Genomic DNA, 24,161 nt, shown 5'->3' on the forward strand with positions numbered 1-24,161 from the left:
GCTCGGCACGATGTGCTGCCGCTGCCCGAACAACAGCAGCACAGTGCGTTTCCTGCCCGCAAAGCAGCACCAAGCCTTGGGCACCACGGCCTACTCTTGAGTCCATCGATTGCTCTCCCGCACGCACGGACTCCGCCATGACCCAGCTAACCGATCTGCCCCAGCTTGCCTCGCTCGATGCCATTGACCGTGCCCATCTGATCCACCCCGTGGCGTCGTGGCGCACGCACGAGCAACGCGGGCCGACCGTGCTTTCGTCCGGCAAGGGCGCATGGCTGACCGACGCGCACGGCCATGAACTGCTCGATGCGTTTGCCGGCCTGTGGTGCGTCAACGTCGGCTACGGCCAGGAAAGCGTGGTGCAGGCTGCCGCCGGGCAGATGCGCCGCCTGCCCTACGCCACCGGCTACTTCCACTTCAGCAGCGAGCCCGCCATCCAGTTGGCCGAGAAGCTCGTGCAGATCGCGCCCCGCTCGCTGACCCATGTGTACCTGACGCTGGGCGGCTCCGAAGCCGTGGATGCTGCCGTGCGCTTCATCGTGCAGTACTTCAACGCGATCGGGAAACCCACGAAGAAGCACTTCATTGCGCTGGAACGCGGGTATCACGGCTCGTCGTCGACGGGCGCGGGGCTGACGGCGCTGCCCGCGTTTCATCGCGGCTTTGACCTGCCGCTGGCCACGCAGCACTACATCCCGTCGCCGAACCCGTACCGGGCGGCCGACCCAGCGGATGCGCAAGGCATCATCGCCGGCTCCGTGGCTGCCTTGCGTGCGAAGGTGGCCGAGCTGGGCGCCGACAACGTCGCGGCGTTCTTCTGCGAACCGATCCAGGGGTCGGGCGGCGTGATCGTGCCGCCCAAGGGCTGGCTCAAGGCCATGCGCGATGCCGCGCGCGAGCTGGGCATCCTGTTTGTCGTCGATGAAGTCATCACCGGCTTTGGCCGCACCGGCCCCATGTTTGCGTGCGATGCCGAGGGTGTGGAGCCCGACGTCATGACGATGGCCAAGGGCCTCACCGCCGGCTACGTGCCCATGGGCGCCACGATGATCTCCGACGAGATCTATGCCGGCATTGCCGACGGCGCACCCGCCGGCGCACCCATCGGCCACGGCGCCACGTATTCCGCCCACCCGGTAAGCGCGGCGGTCGCGCTGGAAGTGCTGCGGCTGTACGAGGAAGGCGGCATCCTCGCCAACGGCCAGCGCGGTGCGGCCAGCTTTGCGGCGGGGCTCGATGCGCTGCTGGCGCATCCGCTGGTGGGCGATTCACGCCACCGTGGCCTGCTCGGCGCGCTCGAACTGGTGAGCGACAAGGCCACCAAACGCGGCTTTGACGCGAGCCTCGGCCTGCCGGATCTGATTGCCTCGGCTGCCTATCGCAACGGCATCGTGTTCCGGGCGTTCGGCGACAACATCCTCGGCTTTGCCCCCGCGCTGACGTATACCGAAGACGAGTTCGCGCAACTGTTCACCCGGCTGAAGACGACGCTCGACGACGTGCTGGCCGTGCCGGCCGTACGCGCGGCGCTCGGTTGACGCAACAACCTGACACAAGAGACGCTGGCTGCCGCAGAATCGATCCATCTTCCACGCACGCGCCACCGCCATGACCGAAGCTCTCAAGATCGACCGCCTGGACTTGCGCATCCTCGCGCAGCTGCAGAAGAACGGCCGCATGACCAACGTGGATCTGGCGGACGCCGTGGGCCTCTCGCCCAGCCCCTGCCTCATCCGCGTCAAGCGCCTTGAGCAGGCCGGCTATATCTCGGGCTACGGCGCGCACATCCGCATGGAGAAGCTGGGCGACACGCTCACCGTCTTCACTGAAGTCACGTTGTCGGACCACCACCGCGAAACCTTCGCGCGCTTCGAAGCCGCCATCCGAGACGTGGACGAGGTGCTCGAATGCCACCTGCTCAGCGGCGGCTACGACTACCTGCTGCGCTTCATCACGCGGGGCGTCAACCACTACCAGGAAGTCATCGAGGGCCTGCTGGAGCGCAATATCGGCATCGCCAAGTACTTCAGCTACATCGTCATCAAGTCGCCGTTCGTGAAGACGTACTGCCCGATCGAGCGGCTGTTTCCCAACCAGCGCTGATGCCACGTACCTGACGCTGGCGGGCGCACGAGGGTGCCGCTTGCCGTTCGCCGCGATCGCCGTGGCCGGCGTTACACCGGCCCTTTCCGTACGGCGTTCGCCACCCGGGAACGGGCGCTCATGCAGGCCTTTCGCACGCTCAGCACGCCATGCTGGCAACCCGTTTCAAAACAGCAGCTTCCTCATGATCGATGCGGCATTTCGTGACAAGCGCCTCGCAACTCTATGTTGCAATGACTCCAGTCAAAGGCCTTGAGGCGTACCGCGAAAGCCAGGCCATTCTTCGATACGGTGAGGAAGAATCCGCATGAGCACTGCCCTGATGCTGCACCGCGCCGATGGCGCGCCCCTGTCGACCGCATTCCGGCAAGCGGCACTGAGCGCCGAAGACCCGTTCGCGCAAGGCCGCGAGATTGCCTGGGAGGGCCCGAATGCAATGAGCGCCGGCCGCGCCAGCTTTGTTGGCCAACGCGACGTCGCGAGCTATCCCCATACGGAGACACTCGCCGTCGTGGAGGGCGAACTCACACTCAGTGCACCGGGCTCGGCGCGGCACGTCATCGGCGCGGGCGCCGGCGCGGTGATCGCCGCCGGCACGGCCGTGCGCATCGAGGCTGCTGCCGGCGTCCGGTTTGTGTTCTGCGCCGCCGCGGGTAACACGCCCACGTCGCCGGCTCTCATCCCGCTGCGCGCAGATGCAAACTTCAAGCCGTCCGGCGGCCCGGCCCCGGAGGTGCTGCTCGGGCCCTCCCCGCAATGCCGCAGCGACAACGTCTTCACCGACGAGCCCACGCAATACCGCGCTGGCACCTGGGACTCGACGCCCTACCACCGCATCGTCCGCCCGCATCCGGTGAATGAATTCATGTACGTGCTCGATGGCGTTGTGCGATTTGCCGGCCCCGACGGCAACGCAGTCGCCGTGAGCACCGGCGACGCCATCTTCGTGCCGCAGGGCGCGCCCATCGGGTGGGAGAGCACGCAGCGCGTGGCGAAGTTCTACGTGGTGCAAAACGCGCAAGCCTGAAAGAGCGAGGAGAGCCATCCATGTCCCAGCCGCTGCGTCTCATCGAGAGCGCCTCTTCCCTGCCAGCGCAAGCCGACGTCGTCGTGATCGGCGGCGGCATCATCGGCGTGTTTGCCGCCTACTACCTGGCCCGGCGCGGCGTGTCGGTGGCCGTCGTCGAAAAGGGCCGCATCGGCGCCGAACAGTCGAGCCGCAACTGGGGCTGGTGCCGGCAGCAAAACCGCGATGCGCGCGAGCTGCCGATGGCCACCAAGAGCCTTGAACTGTGGGAGCAATTTGCCGCAGACACCGGCGAAGACACGGGTTTCCGCCGCTGCGGCCTGCTCTATCTCAGCAACGACGAAGACGAACTCGCGCGCTGGACGAAGTGGCGCGATTTCGCCAGGACGGCCGGCGTGACCACGCACATGCTGAGCAGCCGCGAGGCCTCCGAGCGGGGCCGTCTGACGGGCCGCACGTGGAAGGGCGGCGTGTTTTCACCGAGCGACGGCACGGCCGACCCGGCGAAGGCGGCACCGTCGGTCGCAGCGGCGCTCATGAAACTCGGCGGCACGGTGCACCAGAACTGCGCCGCGCGGGGCATTGAGGTGGAGGGCGGCCGCGTGAGCGGCGTCGTCACCGAAGCGGGCACCATCAAGACGCGCACCGTGGTATTTGCAGGCGGGGCATGGGCCTCGTCGTTCTGCCGCCAGTTGGGCATCCGCTTTCCGCAGGCAACGGTTCGCCAGTCCATCGTGCGGGTGACCGGCGTGACCGAACCGGTGCCCGACGCCCTGCATACGGCGCGCGTGTCCATCACCCGCCGCAGCGATGGCAGCTACAACCTCGCCATCAGCGGGCGCGGACGCGTCGACCCGACGGCGCAGCTGCTGCGCTTTGCGCCGCAGTTCCTGCCGATGTTCGCGAAGCGCTGGCGCAATGTGTTCCCCGGCGGGTTGGAAGGCATTCGCGCGGGCCACGAAACCCTCGCGCGGTGGCGGCTCGATACGCCCACACCGATGGAGCGCATGCGGATCCTCGACCCCCGGCCCGATCCGGTCGCGGTCAGGCAAACCTACGACCGCGCCGTCGAACTGCTGCCGGTGTTCGGCCAGGCCGGTATCGCCAATGCCTGGGCCGGTTTCGTCGACAACACGCCCGACGGCGTGCCCGGCATCGGCGAAGTCCCGGAGGTCCCCGGATTCATCCTGGCCGCGGGCTTCTCGGGCCACGGGTTCGGTATCGGTCCCGGCGCCGGCCATCTGATTGCCGATCTGGTGACGGGTGAAAAGCCGATCTTCGACCCTGCCCCCTACGACCCGGCGCGCTTCAGGCACTCGGCCTGGGGCAAGGTCGCTGACTTCTAGGGCGGCAATACCGGGGGGCCATCCCACATGGCCACAGTTCAGGAACCGGATGGGACGGCGGCCAGCGCGCGGCGGGCGACTTCGCAAAACCAGCGCACGCCAAGCGGCAGCGCATCGTCGTTGAAGTCGTAGCACGGATGATGGAGCGGGTATTCGCCATCTGGGCCTGGCTCCGCGCGCCCCTGGCCGAGCCACAGATACGCACCCGGCTTTTGCTGCAGCATGAAGGCGAAGTCTTCCGAGGTGAACGCCGCGCGCGGCGCCATGTCGGCCTGCAGGCCGATCGCCTTCGCCGCATCCAGGGCAAGCTGGGCTTCGGCTGCCGTGTTGATCGTGGCCGGGTAGTAGCGCCGATACTCGACGTCGATCTGCGTGCCGCTGGCCAGCGCAACGCCGTGGGCCGTGTCGCGCAGCGCAGCTTCGATGCGGTCTTGTGAAGCCGCATCGAAGCTGCGCACCGTACCCGTCACGCGCACTTCGGCGGGCAGCACGTTATGGCTGTGGCCGCCCTCGATGCGCGTGACCGACAGCACCGCCGATTCGCCCGGATCAATACGCCGCGACACGATCGTATGCAGCTGTGCCACCAGCTGGCTGGCGGCGAGGATGGCGTCGGGCGTGTGGTGCGGCTGCGCGGCATGGCCGCCGCGTCCGCGCAGGGTGATGTCGAAGCGATCGGCGGCCGCCATGATCGGGCCGGGGCGCGTCTGTGCGTGGCCCAGCGGCAGGTCGGGCCAGTTGTGCAAGGCATAGACGCTGTCGCACGGGAAGCGCTCGAACAGGCCGTCTTCGATCATGCGGCGCGCGCCCGCCTGACCCTCTTCGGCGGGCTGGAAGATGAAACGGACCGTGCCATCGATGCCCGTGCGGGCAAGCTGGCGCGCGGCGCCGATCAGCATGCTCGTGTGGCCGTCATGCCCGCAGCCATGGTGCCGGCCCCGCACGCGGCTGGCATGCGGCGCGCGGCCAAGTTCCACCATCGGCAGCGCGTCCATGTCGGCACGCAGCCCGACACTGCGGCCGCTCCGGCCGCCGCGCAGCGTGCCGACCACGCCGGTGCCACCGACGCCCTCTTCCACCTCGAGCCCCAGCACCCGCAGCGACTGCGCCACGATGCCCGCGGTGCGGTGTTCCTCGTACGCGAGTTCCGGGTTGGCATGCAGGTCGCGGCGCAGGGCGACGAGTTCGGGCAGCAGGTCCGCCACGGGCTCCACGACGGCGTCGGGCTTCATTGGCCAGCCTCCACCGCATCGGCAAGTTGCGCCAGCGTGTGGAAGTGATAGTCCGGCACGGTGTGTTCGGACTCGATGGTGCCGCCCGAGCCCGGCATGCCATGGCGACGCTCGATCCAGCACGTGGCGATGCCAAGCCGCTTGGAGATGCCGATGTCGTGATACTGGCTCTGCGCCACGTGCAGGTTGTCGGCCTGCCTGTAGCCCCAGGCGCCTTCGTAGCGGCCGCGCGCGTAGGCGAAGTAGCGCGGGTCGGGCTTTTCGCACAGCGCGTCATCGCACGAGAGCAGCAGGTCGAATGGCGAGCCCAGCGTGCGCTGAAAATGCGCCAGCGCCCAGGATTGCGCGTTCGTCATCGTCACTAGCTTGAAGCGCTTGCGCAGGCGCTGCAGGGCCTCCACCGAGTCGGGAAACGCGGGCCACTCGGCCACCGAATCGCGAAAGCCCTTGGCAAGCGCATCGGTATCGGGCAGCCCAAGCTGCTGCGCGACGATGTGCCAGCACGGCACGAGGTCATCGGGGTACCACTCCGTCTGGCCGCGCTTGCGGGCTGCGCGATACGCCGCGAGGAACGCATCGTCCGTCACCGTGCTGTTGGGCACGGCGCGGCGCAGGTAGGCGAGCATGCCGCCCTCGAAATCGATCAACGTCCCGACGACGTCGAAAGTCAGCACCTTGAAATCCCGAAGGGCCATGAAATGCTCCTGAGTGAGTGAACGCCGAAAGCAGACAACGGGCCGACCGGCGCGCCAACCCGCTTGCACGGCATCAAGCTTAGAAGCAGCGGTGCGGGCGATGGTACCGTTCACCGACCACGACGCGGCAGCGAATTGCGTTTTTGTGCGCCGGGCGCCGCGATTGTTCGGCACGAAGATCAGCCCCAGCGAACGCGCCTCACATCCGGCCCAGCCTTCCGCCACGTTTTCGTTTCCAAATGTTACCGGCGTGAGCCAATGCCGACTTCGGCACTACGCAGCGGGCGTGGCCGTGCAGTAAAGTCCATGTCATGAAAGACGCCCGCCTTTACTCGCCTCTGATCGTGTTCGCCTTGCTTGCCGCGTGCGCTTCACGCACGCCCCAGCAACAAGCCGACGCCGCCCTCACAGACACCACGAGCGCAGCCGCAGCCGACAACGGCTGGCAGGCGCTGCGTGCCAAATACATGGACTGCGTCCAGCGCCGCGCCGCAGACGGCATCCCCGGCACGGCCCAGGCCAAGTCGGTCGTCTCAGCGGCCCTGAGCGCGTGCGAAGGCGACCTGAGTGCCATGCACGACGCCTTCCGCGACCACCTCAGCACGCAGATGTCGTCGTCGGGCGCGCGCCGGGCCTCCGACCGCGTCACGCAAGACACCCGCGAGAAAGCGCGCGTCTACCTCACCGGCTACGTCGAACACGAACGCTACGTGGCGAACTCGCGCTAGAGCGCTACAGCATCTCCAGCGCGCGCGGCCCCTTCGGCGGCGGGAAGATGTCGTCCAGCGCGGCGAGCTGCTCAGCCGAGAGCGTGTGCGACAACGCGCCGACGTTCTCCTTCAGCCGCCGGCGGTGCCCGGTCTTGGGGATGGCGATGATGTCGTCGCGGGCCAGCAGCCATGCCAGGGCGACCTGCGCCGGCGTCATGCCGCATTCGCGCGCAAAGCCGACGAGCTTCGGGTGCCGGAGCAGCCGCGCCTGCTCGATGGGCGAATAGGCCATCACCGGCACGCGGCGCTGGCGCAGCCACGGCAGCAGGTCCCATTCGATGCCACGGCGGCTCAGGTTGTACAGCAACTGGTTGACCGCGACCGCATCGCCGCCGGGCACCTCCCACAGTTCCTCCATGTCGGACAGATCGAGGTTGCTGACGCCGTAATGGCGGATCTTGCCTTCGCGCTGCAGGGCCTGCAGGCCTTGCACGGTCTCTTCGAGCGGCACGCTGCCGCGCCAGTGCAGCAGGTAGAGATCGAGGCGGTCGGTGCCAAGCCGCTGCAGGCTGCGCTCGCACGCGGCGGCAATGCCGCGCCGGGTCGCGTTGTGCGGGTAGACCTTGCTGACGAGGAAGACCTCGTCGCGGCGCCCGGCGATGGCCTCCCCGATCAAGGTTTCGGAGAGGCCCTCGCCGTACATCTCGGCGGTGTCGATAAGGCGCAGGCCCAGGTCGAGGCCCAGGCGCAACGTGGCGATTTCTTCTGCGCGCGCGGCCGGGCGGTCGCCCATGTTCCACGTGCCCATGCCGAGCGCCGGGACGCGTTCTCCATCGGGCAATGTGACTTGTTGCATGTCTCGCTTTCCGGTTGGGGAGGCAGACACGAATCTACAAGAGACCCGGCGCGTCGTTAAGGCGGCAGGCGTCCGTTCAGAACTTACCCGCTGCTGAAGCAGTTACGCGTCAGTGCGCGGTCTGCGAGTGGCTGCCGCCGGGCGTGGAAATGCCGCTCACGGCCTGGCCCGTCTTCTTCGGATTGCCGCAGCCCGCGATGTCGCCGATGGAGACGATGCCCACCAGGCGCTTGTCGCGGCTCACCACGGGCAGGCGCCGCACCTGGATGTTGCCCATGTTGTGCGTGACGTGGTCGAGGTCTTCGTCGTCGTAGCAGTACATCACTTCCTGCGACATCACATCGCCGATCCGGGTGTCGGGCCCGCGCCCTTCCGCTACCGCGCGTACGGCAATGTCGCGATCCGTCAGCATGCCGACGAGCCGGTCACCCTGCCCGACCGGCAGCGCACCGATGTCGCATTCGGACATCAGCCGCGCGGCGTCCTGAATGGTCTGATCCGGATTGACGAGCTTGACGTCCTGCGTCATCGCTTCTCGAACTCTCATGGAATCTCCTCATGCGCCGACTGGATGACCGGTTGCCCCAAGGGCGCCGGCGCGTTACGCCGATGGAACACTGATCACCCAGCACGGGCCGTACCCATTCGAACGCTTCATGCACGGCCAGCGGGAACGCCAATTGCGTAACCGCACGCGCCCGGGGCACGGTGCCTCGCGCCAGGCCGACGTGAAGCGCGTGGCAGGCCGCATAACCGCCGGTTGCGGCACTGTGGCGGCCATGCAGCCGAGGCGTGAAGCCGGTAGCCGTTACGCGCAGCTTGTACAAACGCGTCGCGCATGGTGCGGCCGGCCATCCAATAAAGAGAAAGGAGCACAGGAGACAACCATGTTGAGCCCCCATGAAATTGCGGCGCTGGTCCTGGTGTGCGAGGAGTCCAAACCCCGCGATCTCGACATGGCCGACATCGAGGCGCTGCTCGCACATCAGCTCATTACGCTCGAGCCGATGGACTCGGGGTTGAGCGAGCCGCGCGTCACGGTTCAGGGACATGCGTTGTTGAAGTCGCTCGGCGTCATGCGCACGCCGGCCCGCAGGGGGTGCCTCTCGGCCTTACGGTGACGGCACGGGCGCATCGGTCGGCCGCCTCTTCGGCGGCCAATGGAGGGCCGATCAGAGCCCGGCCACGGCGTGACGCAGCAGCAGCGCTGCCAGCACGAGCATCGTCACGCCGATCAGGCCGTCCAGCACGCGCCACGCCCCTGGCCGCGCAAACCACGGTGCCAGCCATCGCGCACCAAACCCCAGCCCCGTAAACCAGAAGAGGCTGGCCGAGCTTGCGCCCGCCACAAACCACCCGCGCAATCCGGCCGCCTGCTGCGCGCCAATGCTGCCGACCAGCAGGACCGTGTCGAGATAGACGTGCGGATTGAGCAGCGTGAAGGCCGCCGCCTGCGCAAGCGCCGCGACCCGGCTCATACCCTCGCCGCCCGCCGCCGCCCTCAGCTGGTGCGGATGCCGTGCGCGCCGCAGCGCCTGCACGCCGTAGAGCAGCAGGAAGGCGGCGCCCGCCACCGCCAGCCCTCTCGCCAGCGCTGGACGCTCCCCCAGCGCATGCGCCATGCCGAGCACGCCGGCTGAAATCAGCAGCGCATCGGCCATCGCACAGAACAGCACCACGCTGCCGACGTGCTCGCGTCGCAGTCCCTGGCGCAGCACGAAAGCGTTCTGGGCGCCAATGGCGACAATCAGCCCGAGGCTCAGTGCGAGGCCCTGCAGAAACACGGAAAACATCGGCGGAGCCGAGGAAAGTGCGGTCGTCATGCGTGCAGCTTGCCGGCACGTTGCGATGAAGACAAACTATCTTTTCTTTACCGGATTCAGTTTTGCTAATTCCCATGCTCGATTACTCCGCCTTGGCCGCGCTGGCCGCCGTCATCCGCGAAGGCAGCTTCGAGCGCGCGGCGCGGGCGCTGCATGTCACACCTTCGGCCGTGTCGCAGCGCATCCGGCTGCTGGAAGAGCGCGTTGGCTGCGCGCTGGTAGTGCGCGATCAACCTTGCCGCGCCACCGAAACGGGCCGGCGCCTGTGTCAGCACGTCGATCGCGTACGGCTGCTCGAACAGGAGCTGCACGAGGCGCTGCCCACCCTGGCCCCTGAAGGCGAGGCGCGTGTGGCACTGCCCATTGCTGTCAATGCAGACAGCCTCGCCACATGGCTGGCCCCGGCCATTGCCGGTTTTGCGGCAGCGCATCCGGTGCTGATGGATGTGGCGGTCGATGACCAGGACCACACGACCGAATGGCTGCGCAGCGGCGCGGTACTGGCGGCCGTCACGGCGACGGCACGCCCGGCCGCGGGCTGCAACAGCCGTCCGCTCGGCTCCATGCGCTACCTGGCCGCAGCAAGCCCCGCATTCATGCAACGGCACTTCCCCGACGGCGTGGGCGCCGGCACCCTCGCCAAGGCGCCAAGCCTCGTCTTCAATACCAAGGACGAACTGCAGACGCGCTGGGCACGGCGCCTTTGCCATCGGCATGTCGAGCTGCCGCGCCACACGCTGCCTTCGTCGCAGGCATTTGTGGCGGCCGCGCTGGCTGGCATGGGATGGGGCATGCATCCAGAGGCGCTCATTGCCTCGCATCTTGAAGACGGCGCGCTGGTCGAGCTGGTGCCCGATACCCCGCTGGATGTACCGCTGCACTGGCAATACGCGCGGGCGGCTTCCACATTGCTCGATGGGCTGAGCCGCGAAGTGATGGCCGCGGCGCGCTCGGCGCTCCGGGCGCCGTGAGCGCTACAGCGCGTTGAGCGGGATCTTGAGGTACTGCACGCCGTTCGGTTCGGCAGGCGGCAGCGCGCCCGCGCGGATGTTGACCTGAATGGAGGGCAACATCAGGGTCGGCATGGAAAGCGTCGCATCGCGCTTCGTGCGCATCTGCACGAACTCGGCCTCGGTCACGCCGTCATGCACGTGGATATTGGCGCGGCGCTGTTCCGCCACCGTGGTCTGGCACATCGCCTCCCGGCCGGCGGGCGGATAGTCGTGACACATGTAGAGCCGCGTGTCGGGCGGCAGCGCCAGCAGGCGGCGGATGGACTGATACAGCGTGCCCGCATCGCCGCCGGGAAAGTCGCAGCGCGCGGTGCCGACATCCGGCATGAACAGCGTGTCGCCCACGAAGACAGCGTCGCCCACCTGATACGCCATGTCGGCCGGCGTGTGGCCCGGCACGGCCAGCGCCCTGGCTTCAAGCTCACCAATGCGGAAGACCTCATCCGGCGCGAACAGGTGGTCGAACTGCGAGCCATCCAGCCGGAACGAGGGCTCGAGGTTGAAGATCGGCTTGAAGACGCCCTGCACCACGCGGATCGACTCGCCAATGGCAATGCGGCCGCCAAAGCGCGCACGCAGGTACGGCGCAGCCGACAGATGATCGGCATGCGCGTGCGTCTCGAGCAGCCATTGCACGCGCAAGTCCTGCGTCTCGATGAACGCCGCCACACGATCGGCCGAGTGCGTCCGCGTGCGGCCCGATTTGGGGTCGTAATCGAGCACGGAATCGATGATGGCGCATTGCGTGCCCGGCCCTGCGTGGACCACGTAGCTCATGGTGCAGGTATCGGGGTCGAAGAACGGTTCGATCTGGGCGTGCATGGCGGGCTTTCGCAAACAATCTATATTTTTATAGAATATCGTCAGACATTGTGTCTGCCAATAGCGCAGATTTCGCCTGCGCACCGCCCCGATGACCGATTCGACCACCGCCCCACCCGACGTTGTGCCGCTGCCCGAGGCGGCCATCTCCATGCTGCGCGCGTCTGCCTCGCAGGCGTGTGCGGTGCTAAAGGCCATGGCCCACGAAGACCGCCTGCTGTTGCTGTGCCAGCTCACCCAGGGCGAGCGCAACGTGGGCGAACTCGAGGCGCTGGTGGGGCTGCATCAGCCCAGCCTGTCGCAGCAGTTGGGCGTGTTGCGCGATGAAGGCCTCGTGGCTACGCGCCGCGAAGGCAAATACATCTATTACCGGCTGGCGAGCTTCGAGGTCATCCAGATCATGCAGACGCTCTCCGCCCTGTACTGCGGCAAGGTCTTGAAGACGGTCACATAGGCCGCCTGCCGCACCCTTCCATCGATGCACCCGCCGGATTGCCCGGCGGCCTCCACTAGATCGCATGCTGACCGAACTCCCTTCTGTACCGCCCTTGGGCTGCGCCGCGCGCATTGGCGTGGCTGCCGGCCTGCGCCCGCGGCGACCGCCGCGCGGCATCACGGTCGCGGGGCGCTGAGCATGTCGCCGTCGGAGATGGGCTGGATCCTCAGCGCGGGGCTCGGTTCCGTGGTGGGCCTCATTCTTGCGCTGACCGGGGCCGGCGGCGCCATTGTGGCGGTGCCGCTGTTGATCTTCGGGTTGCATCTGTCCGTGCAGCAGGCCGCGCCGATCGCATTGCTTGCGGTCGGCCTGTCAGCGGGGCTCGGTGCGGTGCTGGGCCTGCGCGAAGGCAAGGTGCGCTACAAGGCCGCCGCGCTGATGGCGGCATGTGGCATCGTGGCGTCGCCGCTTGGCCTCTGGGTCGCGCACCGGGTGCCGAATACCCCGCTGACCGTCGTGTTTGCTGCCGTCCTGGGCCATGTGGCGATGCGCATGTTCCGTCAGGCGCAGGCCGCCGGCCATACCGAACCGCAGCATCGGCATGCCGCCCCGCCCTGCCACCTCGATCAAACGACTGCCAGGCTCATCTGGACGCTCCCCTGTGCCCGCGCGCTCGCCGCATCCGGAGCGGGGGCCGGGTTCCTTTCCGGCCTGCTGGGTGTGGGCGGGGGCTTCGTCATCGTGCCGGCGCTTCGCCGCGCCACCGATCTGCCGATGCAGACCATCGTCGCCACGTCGCTTGCCGTCATCGCGCTGGTGTCGACGGGGGGCGTGGTTGCCGCGGCGATCGGTGGGCATGTCGATTGGTCTGTCGCGCTGCCGTTTGCCGCCGGTGCGTTGACCGGCATGCTTGTCGGCCGGCGCTTTGCGCGCCATCTGGCCGGGCCCGCACTGCAGCGCGGGTTCGCCGCATTTGCGGGCGTGGTCGCGCTCGGATTGATCGCCAGGGCCTTTATTTGACCGGATTGTTGCGAAAGCGGTACAATCGCCGGTTCCGGAGCGTAGCGCAGCCTGGTAGCGCATCTGATTTGGGATCAGAGGGTCGTAGGTTCGAATCCTATCGCTCCGACCAATACCTAAAAGGGTTTGTGGGTTAGTGCCTGCGAACCCTTTTTCTTTGGGGTTACGCCGGGGTTACAGCCAGAGTGCATCCCCATCCATCTCGGCATCAGGAGTGCAGCCGAATGCGTCCTCTTGGAACAAGCTGAGGCCAAGGTGAGTCGTCGCAAATTCACAACGGAAGAACTGAAAAAGTTCTCGCTTGAGAACTACTCCGGTCTTGGCAAGTTCTCGTATGCACAGTGGCGGGACCTGATTCTCCATCGCTCGACGCTTTGGCATTTCACGGATCTGCTGCGGACTATGGAGACTCCCAGCGATGCTGATCTACGCCTGTATGCGACTGCACTCCGCTCGTATGTAGCTCACCTGCATATGGAAGCAGGCAACAGGAGTTCCCTCGATGCACTTCTGGTTGCGACGGCGACCACTGATAACGGCGTCATCCCGGCCGGGACCGAGTTCTATTTCTCCCACGTCCGAGCGCTAGCAGCCAATGTTGCAGCTTCCCTTCTCGATAACCCGCTGGGCTGCGTTTTCAAGCTTCCTCGACTGATTGACGCCTCCACCGCGTTAGAGACGACGTTCATCAAGCTTGTGCCTCAGGACTACAAAGGTCCACCGCCACCCCACGCCGATGCCCTCAGCGGGGAGCTGTTTGGCACCTTGGACGGAGTTCCGCAGTGTCAGCCTTTCATCGGGACGGATCCGACTTCACAACGTGCGTTGCTGGAGATCGACCTTAGTCAGGACGACTCATTGCTGCTAGCCGACTTTACAAAGTGGCTGAGGCAATGGCGCCAGGTGTCGGGCGGCAAGGTCCGCAGGAATGCCTCGAAAGAGAAGCTCGATTGGGTTCAAACCGAGATTGATCGATGGCTGGATAGACACCTGATCCCGTACATCGACTTGAAGCTGGTCGCTAGGCTCACCGAAAAAGACTTCGGCGCCGGGATGCTGGAAGAATTGCTACACGACGACTCATCGCCAGACGAATGGGAGACAGTCGAAGAATGGCTTGAGGACCATCGAACCACCTTTCTGAGCGAGGCATGGCTCGACGTGATGACCCGCATGGCCTTCGAGGAGAACCGTCAAGGGGGAAAAAACTCCCCGTAATTTTTGCTCTCGATCAACATCGCTCAAACCACGATAGTCCGGGTCAACGGCGGCGCATCGCTGCCGTTGTCAAACGACCTAGGACTATCATGTATTCGAAGACTCTTCAATCAACGATCGGCAGCAATCGTACAGCCCCTCTCACGCAGGTGCTGTCTGGCACTGCTCGCTGCAAGAGCCTGTCAGGAATTTTGTGTTTGAGGCATAGCATGTTGGAAAGGAGCATCTATGCCAAGCAAGAAGAAACCGGCGGCAGCCGGCACGGCGGCGCTGCCGTCTATTCCCCACGAACTCATTGAACAACTGACCGGCGGCACCACGCCGATGACGGCCGAACAGATCAACGCCACCACCATGGCGCTGAAGAAAGCGCTGATCGAGCGGGCGCTGGGCGCAGAACTGTCGTACCACCTGGGCTACCCGCCCGGCAGCGCCCGCCCCGAGGATGCAGCCAACCAGCGCAACGGCAAGTCCGCCAAGACGGTGCTGACTCAGGACGGGCCGCTGCGCATCGAAGTGCCGCGCGACCGCGCAGGCTCCTTCGAGCCCATCCTGATCCCCAAGCACGAGCGGCGTTTCACCGGCTTTGACGACAAGATCGTAGCCATGTACGCGCGGGGCATGACGGTGCGTGAGATCCAGGGCTTTCTGGCCGAGCAGTACGGCACCGAGGTCAGTCCTGAATTCATCAGTTGCGTCACGGATGAGGTAATGGCCGAGGTCACCGCCTGGCAGGCACGCCCGCTGGAGCCGATGTACCCGGTCGTATTCTTCGACTGTCTGCGGGTCAAGATCCGCGAGGATGCCGTGGTGCGCAACAAGGCCATCTATCTGGCGCTGGGCGTGCTGCCCGACGGCACCCGCGACATCCTGGGCCTGTGGATCGAGAACACCGAGGGGGCCAAGTTCTGGATGAAGGTGTTCAACGATCTGAAGACCCGTGGTGTAGCCGACATCCTGATTGCCGTCACCGACGGCCTCAAGGGCATAGCCGAGGCGCTTGGGGCGGTGTTTCCGACCACGACGCTGCAGACCTGTATCGTGCACTTGATCCGCAACAGCCTGGACTATGCCAGCTGGAAGGACCGCAAGGCGCTGGCAGCGGCGCTCAAGCCCATCTACACGGCGCCCAGCGCAGAAGCCGCAGCGGCCCAACTCGATGCCCTGGAAGCTGGTCCCTGGGGGCAGAAGTTTCCCACGGTGGTGGCGGCCTGGCGCCGGGCCTGGGAGCGCGTCATTCCGTTTTTTGCGTTCAGCCCGGCGGTGCGCAAGGTGATTTACACGACCAATGCCATCGAGAGCCTGCACAGTCAGCTGCGCAAAATCATCAAGACGCGGGGGCACTTTCCCAGCGATGATGCCGCCACCAAGCTGCTGTGGCTGGCCTTGCGCAACATCACGGCTGACTGGGGCCGAGCAGCCAGGCAGTGGAAAGACGCCATGAACCAGTTCGCCATCGCCTATGGGGAGCGCTTTACACGACCGGCCGCGTAATATGTCCACCGGGCTCGTCTGAAACGGCAGCCCGAATAAAAAGCCTTGAACACAAAAATTCAGACAGCCCCCGCTGCAATGTCAACGCATCTGCCGCTCCCTCTTCCCCTGAAGCCCAGGCCCTGCTGACCCGCCAGGAAGCTGCTGCCTACATCGGCGTTCAGCCGAACACTCTCGCAACGTGGGCTTGCACCCAGCGCTACAACCTGCCCTATGTCAAAGTGGGCCGCAACGTCCGCTACCGCAGGCAAGATCTGGATGCGTTCATCCGGCGCAACCTCCACGGCACCGGTTTCGAGGCAATCGCAGCGGAGGGTGCAAATGGCTAACACCCCTCTCTCTGGCGACAGTGACGACATCGTTCTTGACGGCGAAGCAACAGCCCCCGCCCCGGCGGCCATCGAGCTTTCGACGTTCCAGTCAGCTACCGATATCGTGCCCGTGCGTCGCACGCTGGCAATCCCTCAGTTCGTAGAGTTGTTCAGCAAGCCATTGCAACTGCCGCAGAAAGGTGGGCCGACTTGGTCTCCGGCCATCTACCCCGAAGGCGTGAAACGGTCCAAGAGCGGCGTAGCTGCTGTGACTGCGCTCGTCATGGACGTGGACGACGGCACGCCGATTGAGCATTTCCATCAACGCCTGGAAGGCTACGCTTACTTCTGGCATACGTCGTACAGCCACACCCAAGAGCACCCGAAGTATCGGATCGTCGTGTTTTTGGCAGCGCCTGTGCCGGCCGAACAATGGGGGGACTTATGGCTGCGTGCGCAAGCGTGGATGGGCGGCCACCTCGACCCCGCCACCAAGGACGCTTCCCGCATCTACTTCGTTCCGAGCATGCCGCCTGGTGCGCAAGGCCACGGCCGTGGCTTCGTCGAAGGAGTGCTGCTCGACATGACTACACTGCCGCCTTTGCTGCAAGTGCCAGTCACGCGGGGCGCTGCTCTGGTCGGCACGCACAAGGTAAAGACGGTCAATGTAGCGACGGCGAGCGGTTCTGGTCGGGCGAATGACACCGATGTCACCGATGACGGTCAGCCAGGTCTTTCGGAGGTCCTGAAACGCTGTCATGCCATACGCTACATTGCCGATCCCGGGAACCAGGCAGTTATCTCGGAACCGCTGTGGCGGGCCATGCTTTCCAATGTCGGACGCTTCGCAGGCGGGCGGGCATTCGCTCATGCGGCGAGTCAGCGCCACCCTCGCTATGATGAGGACGAAGTGGACGGCCGACTGGAACGCCACGTGGCGCAATCTGGGCCAATTACTTGCGCCGAGATTCAGCGCCACGGCTACACGGGCTGCCCTCATGGCGGCTGCGTGTTGCCGAATGGACAACCAACCAGAGCACCGGCCGGACTTGCCGTGTGGCCAGCTCAATTTAAGGCCTCGGCTATCCCGCATCCGATCGTTTTGCGGTCGTTTCTGGATACCCATTTCAAGGACGGGCTGGTCTTTGCAAACAGCGAGTTTCACCGATACCGGGCCGGAGCTTTCGAGGCGCTAGACAAGGTAGCGGAAGTTGACAAGAAGCTGGTGGAGTTCCTGGGCGATGCGGCAACGTCTCAGTTCGTCAAACAGCTTGGTGACCTCCTAGTTATTCAGCAAGCCCAAGCCACGGACGAGTTCGCACCGGACCTAAACCATCTCTGCTTGTTGAATGGCACGTTGAACCTGAAATCATTTGAGCTGGAGCCGCATAGCCCAAAGCATCGTCTGCGGACTCGCCTGAACATTGAGTGGCAGCCGGAAGCGTTAGCACCAAAATGGTTGGCCTACCTTGAAAGCGTCTTTCGGGATGATCCCGACAAGGCCGAGAAGATCGCCTTTCTTCAGGAGTGGATGGGCTACCTGCTCGTGCCCGACACCGGCATGCAAAAGATGCTTTGGCTTGTCGGCTCCGGCGCCAACGGCAAGTCGGTATTCCTGTCGATCGTGGCGGCGCTGGTGGGGCGACAGAACATCTCGAATGCCATGCTCGACAGCTTTCATCTGCCCTACGTCCGTGCCGAGTTGGACGGCAAGCTCGTCAACATCGCCGGGGAAATGGCTGCTGACGCAATGATCAACGACGGCTTCATCAAGGCAATCGTGGCGGGTGACGCCATCGAGGCCGCTCGCAAGTTCAAGCCGTCGTTCTCGTTCCGGCCCTTCGTCCGCCTCATGGCAGCCACCAACAACCTGCCGAGGACGAACGACCTGAGCCACGGTTTCTTTCGGCGCACGATCATCCTGCAGTTCAATCGTCAGTTCAGCGCCAGCGAGCAGAACCCCAACCTGACTCAGGAGTTAATGGAGGAGTTGCCGGGGATCTTGAACTGGGCTGTCGAAGGCCTGCGAAGGCTTCGAAGGCAACAGCGGTTCACCATTCCCCCCTCGTCCGAAGAGGCGCTCGCCACATATCGGGCTGAAGCCAACCCGGTGCAGTTGTTTGCTGAGGAGTGTCTGGTTCCGGCACCCAACGGACGAGGTATGCGGACAAGGGATGTTTACCCTTTGTATGCCCAGTGGTGCAGGCGGTATGGTTATCAACCGCGCAACGATTCCACGTTTGGTAAAGCCCTGAAAGCGCTCGGGTTCGAGCAGAAAAAAGTGAACGGCCACAACTATTGGAAAGTCGCCGTGACAAGCGACGCCGCCGAGTATGCAGCTCTTAATGCTGACCTGTCATACGACACGGGCATGTCTCCGGCAAACGATTCGACAAAAGCAACGACAACGGCTGGGGTGTCCAGTCTCGCCGCCAACTACATCGTGTGACCGGCACAGAGGTCGACCGTACCGGCAAAACCATCCGGCATCAGGGGGGAGGGATGGGGCAGGCAGAGGGGTGGGGAGACTTGTCATCCCCACTCTCAGTTTTTCCTTTATTTATCAGTCATTTGGCACTTCTGGGGTGAGCAGGGAGGGGGATTCACGAAAAACTAGCCAAAAAAATTTGAGCCGGAGCAATAGAAGCATCTATATATGAGAAATGTTATGAAGATTTCCTCACCCCACCCACCCCGAGAATATAAAAGTACCGTGATAGCCGAGCTTTCTGCTTCGGCCTATTCGAGTCTCCTCACCCCTCTGCCCACCCCTGGCCCCACCCTGTCGGCGTCATTTCCGTTGCTGCCAGCCGAACCGTCCGCTCTTCCTGGGCTCGGTCATGACCCGGGTTGGCGTCTAGCCTCCGCCCAGCGAACGCAGGAACCTCGGAACCTGAGCCTTGCTGGTAGCCTGTACACGGGCCATGAGGTCGTAATCGACCCGATTCACACCGTAAATCTGAGCGATATCTTGTTGTAGCCGGAACCATAGATGACTGGTCACCTCAGCATCGGCCATTGCCCGGTGAGCACGCCCGGCCTTGGGCAGTTGCAGCATGTCCGCCAGTGTTGATAGCCTGTGATTCAGGGCATGCGGGTAGATCCGCCTCGAAGCGAGCAGCGTACAGGCAAAGGACTGGTCTGCCGAGATCCCCAGAAGTGCAAGCTCACCAGTTCACGTTCGCCGGAACCGAGTACGGCACACCCAGCGACGAATACCCTGATGACCCCACGCTGTCCGAGAAGGGCGTGCGGCTGAGCAAGGCACTTGGTTCGAACACCGAATTCGAGTACCAATATGACTTCGGGGACAACTGGCGGCATCGCATCGTCGTGGAAGCCATGGGCAATCCGGACTTGACCCTGACGCTGCCTGTCTGTCTTGCTGGCGAGAACGCTTGCCCGCCAGAGGATGTCGGTGGCGTATCGGGCTATGATGAGTTTCTGGAGGCGCTGGCGAATCCGAAGCACGATCAGCACAAAGACTATCGGACATGGATCGGTGGAATCTTTGATCCGGCCGGGTTTGACGTGAACGCGGTGAATGCTAGGTTGCGGGCGATTCGGTAGGGAAGCTTCAGGCAGGGTTCCGGCATTGGTCCAATTGCACCCCTTATCCGACGCAATGGGTCTCGGACTGCCTTACTGTGACAGCATATCCACTGACCGCGTTGTTCTAGAATGACCGGGACAAGAACAAAACAAGCAGGGGTCACATGACGCAGCCACTGTTACTGGTGGATTTTGAGAACGTCCAAGCGATCGACGTTGAATTTGTGCCGCCGGATTATCGGATCGCAATTTTCTGTGGTGCTAACCAGAAGAGCGCATCGCTCGACCTGACAAGCCGATTGCAGCCTCTCGGTTCACGGGTGCAATGGCATCGGGTCACGGGCAGCGGCAAGAATGCGTTGGATTTCCACCTCGCCTTTCATATGGGCCGGGTTCTTGAGCGAAAGGAGGCCGGCGAGTTCGTCATCCTGGCTAAGGACACTGGTTACGACCCTTTGGTAGCCCATATCAGTTCGCTAGGCGTGCCTTGCAGACGCATTGCGGCAGTCGGAGAGCTCCACGGGATACCGGTCATGCAAACCGTACCGGCTCCCAGATCGCCGCCCAAAGCATCGGCCCCTGCCAGCTCCGAGCTCGAACGCATCAAGACCATCCTTGCCAAGACTCAGAAGAATAAGAGGCCACGGAAGCGAGCAACACTGACCAAACACGTGAGCGCAATGCTGGGCAACAAGTTGCCAGAGGCCAAGTTGACTGCGCTGATCGATAGCATGTTCAAGCGGAAGCTGGTTTCCGAGGCGAACAACGTGCTGAGTTACCACTTCTGAAACGTCTTCGCACTATCGGACCAGCATGACCAACGCAAGTGAAATGGATTCCTGTTCCGTCTTGGAACTACTGAACATGCACAGCGCTGTGCTGGACGAGCTCAAGCGTAGGCAGGTAGTGAGAACGGGCAACAATCCGACAGGTGATTACACAGAGTGGCTTGTCGCCCAGAGGCTCGGTTTAGCTTTGGACGGCAACTCCAAGAAAGGCTACGATGCGATAGATGCTGCGGGCATGCGATACCAGATCAAGGGACGTCGACTCTCATCCGATACCGCATCAAGCCAACTGAGCGCCATAAGGGACTTGGAGCGTCAGGAGTTCGATTTCCTGATCGCCGTTGTCTTTCGATCCGACTGGCAGATCAAGTGCGCAATCAAGGTCCCACATCAGACAGTCGCCGAGCTTGCTGACTATCGGAAGCATGTGAACGGCCATGTTTTGTATGTCCGGCCTTCGCTCCTAGCGCACCCCACTGTCGTAGACGTGACGGATTTGCTCCGTGCCTAGACGCCACCGATGCGTGGGCTTTGGGAATTTTGTTGCTCGCCAAACTAGTGGCTAGTTGATTGACAACTCTGGAGGAGTGGATGTCCTCGTTATCGCCGGAAAGTTGGTGCTGAGGCTCTTCTAGCTTTGTCGGCAGCGAGGCGGCAACCTCCGAGCCGCCCACGAAATTTGGAAACTCGTGGGCGACGGAGCGCAGGAAAGCCGCACCAATACTGAGGCTCCGGTTGCGAGCATTTCCTTATATATAAGTAAGAAAAAATCGGGCGACCTAACCCTCCAACTGCCCCAGCCACCCGGATTTTCCGCTCTTAGGGTCACAATATGTTGCTCCTCACTTTGGGGTGACCCTAAAAGCCTTTGGCCTGGAAAGGCGGAATTAATTTACCTTCCCTGTTTGAGAAATTTGTGTCAGGACCGTTTTCTGGTCTGCATACCAGCGGACCAAGCATTCTCGATCATGACAGTTTTGTTCACGGTAGTTCCATTGTTGCCGAACCCGTTCACGGAAAGCGGTTTGATCAATCGCAGCCGCCTTCGCCCTGACAAATATCTTCGCCAGCTCGACATCATTCGAAGCTAGTACTGGATCGCTGCAAATCAGGCGCTCGGCATCAGACCTTGCTTTCGAGCAATCGAAACTGGTCGTTAGCGCAGGCGTTCCAACTAGGGCAGCATTGGGGGCTGGCGCCTGCGAAGTCGATTGCTGCGACAGATTCTTTTGGAGCGATGCCTTCAGAGCTTGGGTTCGCTCAACAGTCATCTGAACCTCGCATTGCAACCTACTTGTCTGAAAGGCGACCGAATCGGCACTGCCGCTGTCTAGAGCTTTGATTTTGCAACCATTTTCTCGTTGGGCCAGCCACAAGCGTTGCTCTGGCAACAGTTCTTGCCGCCACTCTTTGCTTCCAGCATTCCAGACAACATTGAGCGCATCGTTAGCAGCCTTAATATCTGCCTGTGCTTTCTGCAGCGCCGCTTGGCCCTCTGCAGCCTGGGCTTGCGCAATCTCGATATTTTTTTGCTGTTCCTGCATCGCTTTTTGCTGCTCCTGCTGCGTTTGATCAGCCTTCCGCTTCTCTAGCGTCGTTTTCAGCAAAGATTGCTCAATCAGGGTCGATGCAAACTTAACAGCCAAGCTTTTCCCATCTGTAGCGGCATAAATCTTTTTTCCGTCATCGGTTGGCTGGACGTCATAGTCGAGTGATGATTTAAGCGCATTCGCATCGAAATCAACACCCTCTTGCATCGCATCCTGATGAGAATTTTTCAGCGAAAGCATACTTCTAACCGCATCCGCATCTTGCACAACCTCGGTCGGCACGGCTAATTTAAGCTTTCCCTCACAGAATTTCTTCGTGCTATTCGGGTCACTCTTTGTTGTAAGCACGTCTTCGATAGTGATTACAACTTTATCTACAGTCGCTCTAATAAGAGCGCTATCAACGTTGAAGTTTGTGTGCGCATCTTGGCTGGCGAAATCGGACGTGACCTGCTTGACCAAGCCGTCCTTAATGATCGAAGCCACCAATGATTTTGCATCCTCACCGTTACAAGCAGCTTCCTGTTTTTGGGAGCAGGCAGCTAAGCTAATTACGAGCAAGAGCGGAACGAGCCGTTTCATTTACTTCCCCCTTTTTTTGGTATCTTCGATCCCTAGTCTGCGGGCGATTCACACCTATGCCCCGCCCATCCTCTTTTTCGCCTCGATGCCGCCAGTCCGTAGATATTTCGGCGCATCGATCGCAAATCGTACCAAATTATGTGAAAACAATGTGCACAATGCCTCGCTCGAATGAGCACCTACCACCGGCAAGTAACATCAACGATCGTGGTCACTGTTTGGCATGCACGATGAAGCACTTTTATAGGTAAACTCCCTCACACTGACTGCTCAATTTCCGAGCATTTCCTTGGTACAAGAACATTAGAAAGGCGCATCACCCATCCACGTTCACTACCAAGGAAACCCCATGCACAAACCAATCGTCAGCCTGCTGCTTGTCGTTCTCGTCGAAGCCATCTCCGCAGTCGTCGCATGCTTGAAAGGCCACCTCATGCGGCATCTGCATCCGGATGGCCGTGACGTTTTCGACGACCACGCTTTCGCTTAACCGCAACTTTCCATAGCCGGATTCTCCCCGGCAACACCTGGCCGTCCTGGCCAGGTTCATTCCCACATCACTTGACGCATCACCGGGCATGTCCGGGGGATGCGTTCGTCCATACACAGGAGTTCACATGCATCTCGTCCAAACAATGGCCTACGTTGACGAAACCCCTTGGCACGGCCTCGGCAACAAACTCGCTTCCAACCAGCCGCTCGAAGTTTGGGCCACCGCCGCCGGCATGGACTGGAATATCGAGTCTGCCGATGTCCGGTTCGTTGCCGGAAACGATGGCCTGGGCTCCATCCATGCCTACCCCGAGCAGAAGGTGCTGTACCGATCCGACACCAAAGCCCCGCTGTCGGTTGTCTCGTCTCGCTATCAAGTCGTCCAGCCCCGAGAAATTCTTGAGTTCTATCGTGACCTCACAGAAGTCGGTGGCTACCAGTTGGAAACTGCCGGTGTGCTGAAGGACGGGAAAAAGCTCTGGGCACTGGCCCGCACCGGACAGTCAGCAACGCTCAAGGGTCGGGACGAAGTCAACGGCTACCTGCTGCTTGCCACTGCCTGCGACGGAACACTGGCGACTACTGCGCAGTTCACCTCGGTTCGTGTCGTGTGCAACAACACATTGCAAATTGCGCTGGGTGACAGTGCTGGTGCGATCAAGGTGCCGCATCGTAGCCAGTTCGACGCACAGGCCGTGAAGCGTCAGCTTGGCATCGCCACCTCGCACTGGGACGAGTTCATGTACCGGATGAAGGCCCTGGCCGAACGCAAGGTGAAGCCCGAAACGGCACACGAATATTTCCGTCGTGTCCTGGCTTATCCGATCCGCACGGCTGCCGACCAATCCGCCGCACCAACGAACGACCGAGCTATCAAGGCTGTATCCGAGTTGTTCTCCGGTCGGGGCAAAGGCTCGGACATGGCTTCGGCTTCCATGACAGCATGGGGTCTCGTCAACGCTGTGACCGAGTTCGTCGATCACGAGCGCCGTGCACGTAGCGAAGACCACCGCAGGGACACAGCGTGGTTCGGTCAAGGGGCCAATCTGAAACAGAAGGCCTGGGACGAAGCACTACGACTCATCGCCTGA

Annotated in this window: 25 protein-coding genes, 1 tRNA gene and 1 pseudogene; 18 read left to right on the forward strand and 9 right to left on the reverse strand. The window is 62.8% G+C overall.

Annotated elements, in window-relative coordinates; all coding sequences use genetic code 11:
* The first annotated feature begins 137 nt into the window (after positions 1-137).
* From TK49_RS12890 to TK49_RS12905, 4 genes are all read left to right on the forward strand, one after another.
* Positions 138-1,538, forward strand: coding sequence for an aspartate aminotransferase family protein (locus tag TK49_RS12890; RefSeq protein WP_045787055.1), 1,401 nt, complete (start codon positions 138-140; stop codon positions 1,536-1,538).
* 70 nt (positions 1,539-1,608) lie between these two features.
* On the forward strand, positions 1,609-2,103 hold the full coding sequence (locus TK49_RS12895) for an Lrp/AsnC family transcriptional regulator (protein ID WP_045787056.1): 495 nt from the start codon (positions 1,609-1,611) through the stop codon (positions 2,101-2,103).
* Between the two features lie 307 nt (positions 2,104-2,410).
* Positions 2,411-3,130, forward strand: a complete 720-nt coding sequence (locus TK49_RS12900) for a cupin domain-containing protein (protein WP_045787057.1) — start codon at positions 2,411-2,413, stop codon at positions 3,128-3,130.
* Between the two features lie 20 nt (positions 3,131-3,150).
* A complete protein-coding gene (locus TK49_RS12905) occupies positions 3,151-4,476 on the forward strand; it encodes an NAD(P)/FAD-dependent oxidoreductase (RefSeq protein ID WP_045787058.1) in 1,326 nt (441 codons plus the stop codon).
* Positions 4,477-4,514: 38 nt separating this feature from the next.
* On the opposite strand, the gene TK49_RS12910 is transcribed toward TK49_RS12905, so the two are convergent.
* Both TK49_RS12910 and TK49_RS12915 read right to left on the reverse strand, forming a co-directional pair.
* Positions 4,515-5,708, reverse strand: a complete 1,194-nt coding sequence (locus TK49_RS12910) for a M20 aminoacylase family protein (protein ID WP_045787059.1) — start codon at positions 5,706-5,708, stop codon at positions 4,515-4,517.
* Positions 5,705-6,403: an HAD-IA family hydrolase gene (locus tag TK49_RS12915; RefSeq protein ID WP_045787060.1), complete on the reverse strand. Its 699-nt coding sequence runs from the start codon at positions 6,401-6,403 to the stop codon at positions 5,705-5,707. The genes TK49_RS12910 and TK49_RS12915 overlap by 4 nt, the downstream gene beginning before the upstream one ends.
* A gap of 311 nt (positions 6,404-6,714) precedes the next feature.
* Here TK49_RS12915 and TK49_RS12920 point away from each other — a divergent pair, with 311 nt between their 5' ends.
* Positions 6,715-7,131, forward strand: a complete 417-nt coding sequence (locus TK49_RS12920; protein WP_045787061.1) for a hypothetical protein — start codon at positions 6,715-6,717, stop codon at positions 7,129-7,131.
* 4 nt (positions 7,132-7,135) lie between these two features.
* On the opposite strand, the gene TK49_RS12925 is transcribed toward TK49_RS12920, so the two are convergent.
* Both TK49_RS12925 and TK49_RS12930 read right to left on the reverse strand, forming a co-directional pair.
* Positions 7,136-7,969: an aldo/keto reductase gene (locus TK49_RS12925; protein ID WP_045787062.1), complete on the reverse strand. Its 834-nt coding sequence runs from the start codon at positions 7,967-7,969 to the stop codon at positions 7,136-7,138.
* Between the two features lie 109 nt (positions 7,970-8,078).
* Positions 8,079-8,516, reverse strand: a complete 438-nt coding sequence (locus TK49_RS12930) for a CBS domain-containing protein (protein ID WP_045787063.1) — start codon at positions 8,514-8,516, stop codon at positions 8,079-8,081.
* 340 nt (positions 8,517-8,856) lie between these two features.
* Between TK49_RS12930 and TK49_RS12935 the strand changes: the two genes are divergently transcribed.
* Complete coding sequence (locus TK49_RS12935; protein ID WP_045787064.1) at positions 8,857-9,090, forward strand: hypothetical protein; 234 nt, start codon at positions 8,857-8,859, stop codon at positions 9,088-9,090.
* Positions 9,091-9,141: 51 nt separating this feature from the next.
* Here the strand turns inward: TK49_RS12935 and TK49_RS12940 are convergent, their stop codons facing one another.
* Positions 9,142-9,792 carry a LysE/ArgO family amino acid transporter gene (locus tag TK49_RS12940; RefSeq protein ID WP_045787065.1) on the reverse strand — a complete coding sequence of 217 codons (651 nt, stop codon included), beginning with the start codon at positions 9,790-9,792 and terminating at the stop codon, positions 9,142-9,144.
* Between the two features lie 74 nt (positions 9,793-9,866).
* On the opposite strand from TK49_RS12940, the gene TK49_RS12945 reads away from it, so the two are divergent.
* Positions 9,867-10,763 (forward strand): LysR family transcriptional regulator ArgP, encoded by an 897-nt coding sequence (locus TK49_RS12945; RefSeq protein ID WP_045787066.1) that lies wholly within the window; start codon positions 9,867-9,869, stop codon positions 10,761-10,763.
* Positions 10,764-10,766: 3 nt separating this feature from the next.
* Here the strand turns inward: TK49_RS12945 and TK49_RS12950 are convergent, their stop codons facing one another.
* Complete coding sequence (locus TK49_RS12950; RefSeq protein ID WP_045787067.1) at positions 10,767-11,627, reverse strand: MBL fold metallo-hydrolase; 861 nt, start codon at positions 11,625-11,627, stop codon at positions 10,767-10,769.
* A 91-nt stretch (positions 11,628-11,718) separates the two neighbouring features.
* Here TK49_RS12950 and TK49_RS12955 point away from each other — a divergent pair, with 91 nt between their 5' ends.
* The 7 genes from TK49_RS12955 (at position 11,719) to TK49_RS12980 (ending at position 18,555) form a co-directional block, all read left to right on the forward strand.
* Positions 11,719-12,081 carry an ArsR/SmtB family transcription factor gene (locus TK49_RS12955; protein WP_045787068.1) on the forward strand — a complete coding sequence of 121 codons (363 nt, stop codon included), beginning with the start codon at positions 11,719-11,721 and terminating at the stop codon, positions 12,079-12,081.
* A gap of 180 nt (positions 12,082-12,261) precedes the next feature.
* Positions 12,262-13,083 carry a sulfite exporter TauE/SafE family protein gene (locus TK49_RS12960; RefSeq protein ID WP_045787069.1) on the forward strand — a complete coding sequence of 274 codons (822 nt, stop codon included), beginning with the start codon at positions 12,262-12,264 and terminating at the stop codon, positions 13,081-13,083.
* A 35-nt stretch (positions 13,084-13,118) separates the two neighbouring features.
* A tRNA-Pro gene (locus TK49_RS12965) sits at positions 13,119-13,195 on the forward strand.
* 122 nt (positions 13,196-13,317) lie between these two features.
* On the forward strand, positions 13,318-14,301 hold the full coding sequence (locus TK49_RS12970; protein ID WP_045787070.1) for a DUF6387 family protein: 984 nt from the start codon (positions 13,318-13,320) through the stop codon (positions 14,299-14,301).
* Between the two features lie 228 nt (positions 14,302-14,529).
* On the forward strand, positions 14,530-15,795 hold the full coding sequence (locus TK49_RS12975) for an IS256 family transposase (protein WP_045220114.1): 1,266 nt from the start codon (positions 14,530-14,532) through the stop codon (positions 15,793-15,795).
* On the forward strand, positions 15,729-16,124 hold the full coding sequence (locus TK49_RS24965; RefSeq protein ID WP_240479880.1) for a helix-turn-helix domain-containing protein: 396 nt from the start codon (positions 15,729-15,731) through the stop codon (positions 16,122-16,124). The genes TK49_RS12975 and TK49_RS24965 overlap by 67 nt, the downstream gene beginning before the upstream one ends.
* Positions 16,117-18,555, forward strand: coding sequence for a DNA primase family protein (locus tag TK49_RS12980; protein ID WP_045787071.1), 2,439 nt, complete (start codon positions 16,117-16,119; stop codon positions 18,553-18,555). The genes TK49_RS24965 and TK49_RS12980 overlap by 8 nt, the downstream gene beginning before the upstream one ends.
* Before the next feature lie 408 nt (positions 18,556-18,963).
* Here TK49_RS12980 and TK49_RS12985 read toward each other — a convergent pair.
* Positions 18,964-19,275 (reverse strand): annotated as a pseudogene (locus TK49_RS12985) (exonuclease domain-containing protein); the annotation flags it as partial.
* Between TK49_RS12985 and TK49_RS12990 the strand changes: the two are divergent.
* From TK49_RS12990 to TK49_RS13000, 3 genes are all read left to right on the forward strand, one after another.
* Positions 19,266-19,676: a plasmid pRiA4b ORF-3 family protein gene (locus TK49_RS12990; protein WP_240479881.1), complete on the forward strand. Its 411-nt coding sequence runs from the start codon at positions 19,266-19,268 to the stop codon at positions 19,674-19,676. The pseudogene TK49_RS12985 and the gene TK49_RS12990 overlap by 10 nt on opposite strands.
* A 146-nt stretch (positions 19,677-19,822) precedes the next feature.
* On the forward strand, positions 19,823-20,446 hold the full coding sequence (locus tag TK49_RS12995; RefSeq protein WP_045787072.1) for a PIN domain-containing protein: 624 nt from the start codon (positions 19,823-19,825) through the stop codon (positions 20,444-20,446).
* Positions 20,447-20,471: 25 nt separating this feature from the next.
* Positions 20,472-20,957: a DUF6998 domain-containing protein gene (locus TK49_RS13000; protein WP_052698609.1), complete on the forward strand. Its 486-nt coding sequence runs from the start codon at positions 20,472-20,474 to the stop codon at positions 20,955-20,957.
* Positions 20,958-21,333: 376 nt separating this feature from the next.
* On the opposite strand, the gene TK49_RS13005 is transcribed toward TK49_RS13000, so the two are convergent.
* Positions 21,334-22,578: a lysozyme inhibitor LprI family protein gene (locus TK49_RS13005; RefSeq protein WP_045787073.1), complete on the reverse strand. Its 1,245-nt coding sequence runs from the start codon at positions 22,576-22,578 to the stop codon at positions 21,334-21,336.
* 316 nt (positions 22,579-22,894) lie between these two features.
* Positions 22,895-23,128: a hypothetical protein gene (locus TK49_RS13010; protein ID WP_157774000.1), complete on the reverse strand. Its 234-nt coding sequence runs from the start codon at positions 23,126-23,128 to the stop codon at positions 22,895-22,897.
* A 67-nt stretch (positions 23,129-23,195) separates the two neighbouring features.
* On the opposite strand from TK49_RS13010, the gene TK49_RS13015 reads away from it, so the two are divergent.
* Positions 23,196-24,161: a DUF932 domain-containing protein gene (locus tag TK49_RS13015; protein WP_045787075.1), complete on the forward strand. Its 966-nt coding sequence runs from the start codon at positions 23,196-23,198 to the stop codon at positions 24,159-24,161.

This window comes from Ralstonia mannitolilytica, assembly GCF_000954135.1.
GTDB lineage: Bacteria > Pseudomonadota > Gammaproteobacteria > Burkholderiales > Burkholderiaceae > Ralstonia > Ralstonia mannitolilytica.

Bases quoted from the DNA above. Each gene is read 5' to 3' on its own strand.
- TK49_RS13005 (WP_045787073.1), bottom strand. From the start codon at position 22,578: ATGAAACGGCTCGTTCCGCTCTTGCTCGTAATTAGCTTAGCTGCCTGC.
- TK49_RS12920 (WP_045787061.1), top strand. From the start codon at position 6,715: ATGAAAGACGCCCGCCTTTACTCGCCTCTGATCGTGTTCGCCTTGCTT.
- TK49_RS12910 (WP_045787059.1), bottom strand. From the start codon at position 5,708: ATGAAGCCCGACGCCGTCGTGGAGCCCGTGGCGGACCTGCTGCCCGAA.
- TK49_RS12955 (WP_045787068.1), top strand. From the start codon at position 11,719: ATGACCGATTCGACCACCGCCCCACCCGACGTTGTGCCGCTGCCCGAG.
- TK49_RS12960 (WP_045787069.1), top strand. From the start codon at position 12,262: ATGTCGCCGTCGGAGATGGGCTGGATCCTCAGCGCGGGGCTCGGTTCC.
- TK49_RS13015 (WP_045787075.1), top strand. From the start codon at position 23,196: ATGCATCTCGTCCAAACAATGGCCTACGTTGACGAAACCCCTTGGCAC.
- TK49_RS12935 (WP_045787064.1), top strand. From the start codon at position 8,857: ATGTTGAGCCCCCATGAAATTGCGGCGCTGGTCCTGGTGTGCGAGGAG.
- TK49_RS12900 (WP_045787057.1), top strand. From the start codon at position 2,411: ATGAGCACTGCCCTGATGCTGCACCGCGCCGATGGCGCGCCCCTGTCG.
- TK49_RS12940 (WP_045787065.1), bottom strand. From the start codon at position 9,792: ATGACGACCGCACTTTCCTCGGCTCCGCCGATGTTTTCCGTGTTTCTG.
- TK49_RS12945 (WP_045787066.1), top strand. From the start codon at position 9,867: ATGCTCGATTACTCCGCCTTGGCCGCGCTGGCCGCCGTCATCCGCGAA.
- TK49_RS12895 (WP_045787056.1), top strand. From the start codon at position 1,609: ATGACCGAAGCTCTCAAGATCGACCGCCTGGACTTGCGCATCCTCGCG.
- TK49_RS13000 (WP_052698609.1), top strand. From the start codon at position 20,472: ATGACCAACGCAAGTGAAATGGATTCCTGTTCCGTCTTGGAACTACTG.
- TK49_RS12925 (WP_045787062.1), bottom strand. From the start codon at position 7,969: ATGCAACAAGTCACATTGCCCGATGGAGAACGCGTCCCGGCGCTCGGC.
- TK49_RS12890 (WP_045787055.1), top strand. From the start codon at position 138: ATGACCCAGCTAACCGATCTGCCCCAGCTTGCCTCGCTCGATGCCATT.
- TK49_RS12980 (WP_045787071.1), top strand. From the start codon at position 16,117: ATGGCTAACACCCCTCTCTCTGGCGACAGTGACGACATCGTTCTTGAC.
- TK49_RS12950 (WP_045787067.1), bottom strand. From the start codon at position 11,627: ATGCACGCCCAGATCGAACCGTTCTTCGACCCCGATACCTGCACCATG.
- TK49_RS12995 (WP_045787072.1), top strand. From the start codon at position 19,823: ATGACGCAGCCACTGTTACTGGTGGATTTTGAGAACGTCCAAGCGATC.
- TK49_RS12930 (WP_045787063.1), bottom strand. From the start codon at position 8,516: ATGAGAGTTCGAGAAGCGATGACGCAGGACGTCAAGCTCGTCAATCCG.
- TK49_RS12975 (WP_045220114.1), top strand. From the start codon at position 14,530: ATGCCAAGCAAGAAGAAACCGGCGGCAGCCGGCACGGCGGCGCTGCCG.
- TK49_RS12905 (WP_045787058.1), top strand. From the start codon at position 3,151: ATGTCCCAGCCGCTGCGTCTCATCGAGAGCGCCTCTTCCCTGCCAGCG.
- TK49_RS13010 (WP_157774000.1), bottom strand. From the start codon at position 23,128: ATGAACCTGGCCAGGACGGCCAGGTGTTGCCGGGGAGAATCCGGCTAT.
- TK49_RS12915 (WP_045787060.1), bottom strand. From the start codon at position 6,403: ATGGCCCTTCGGGATTTCAAGGTGCTGACTTTCGACGTCGTCGGGACG.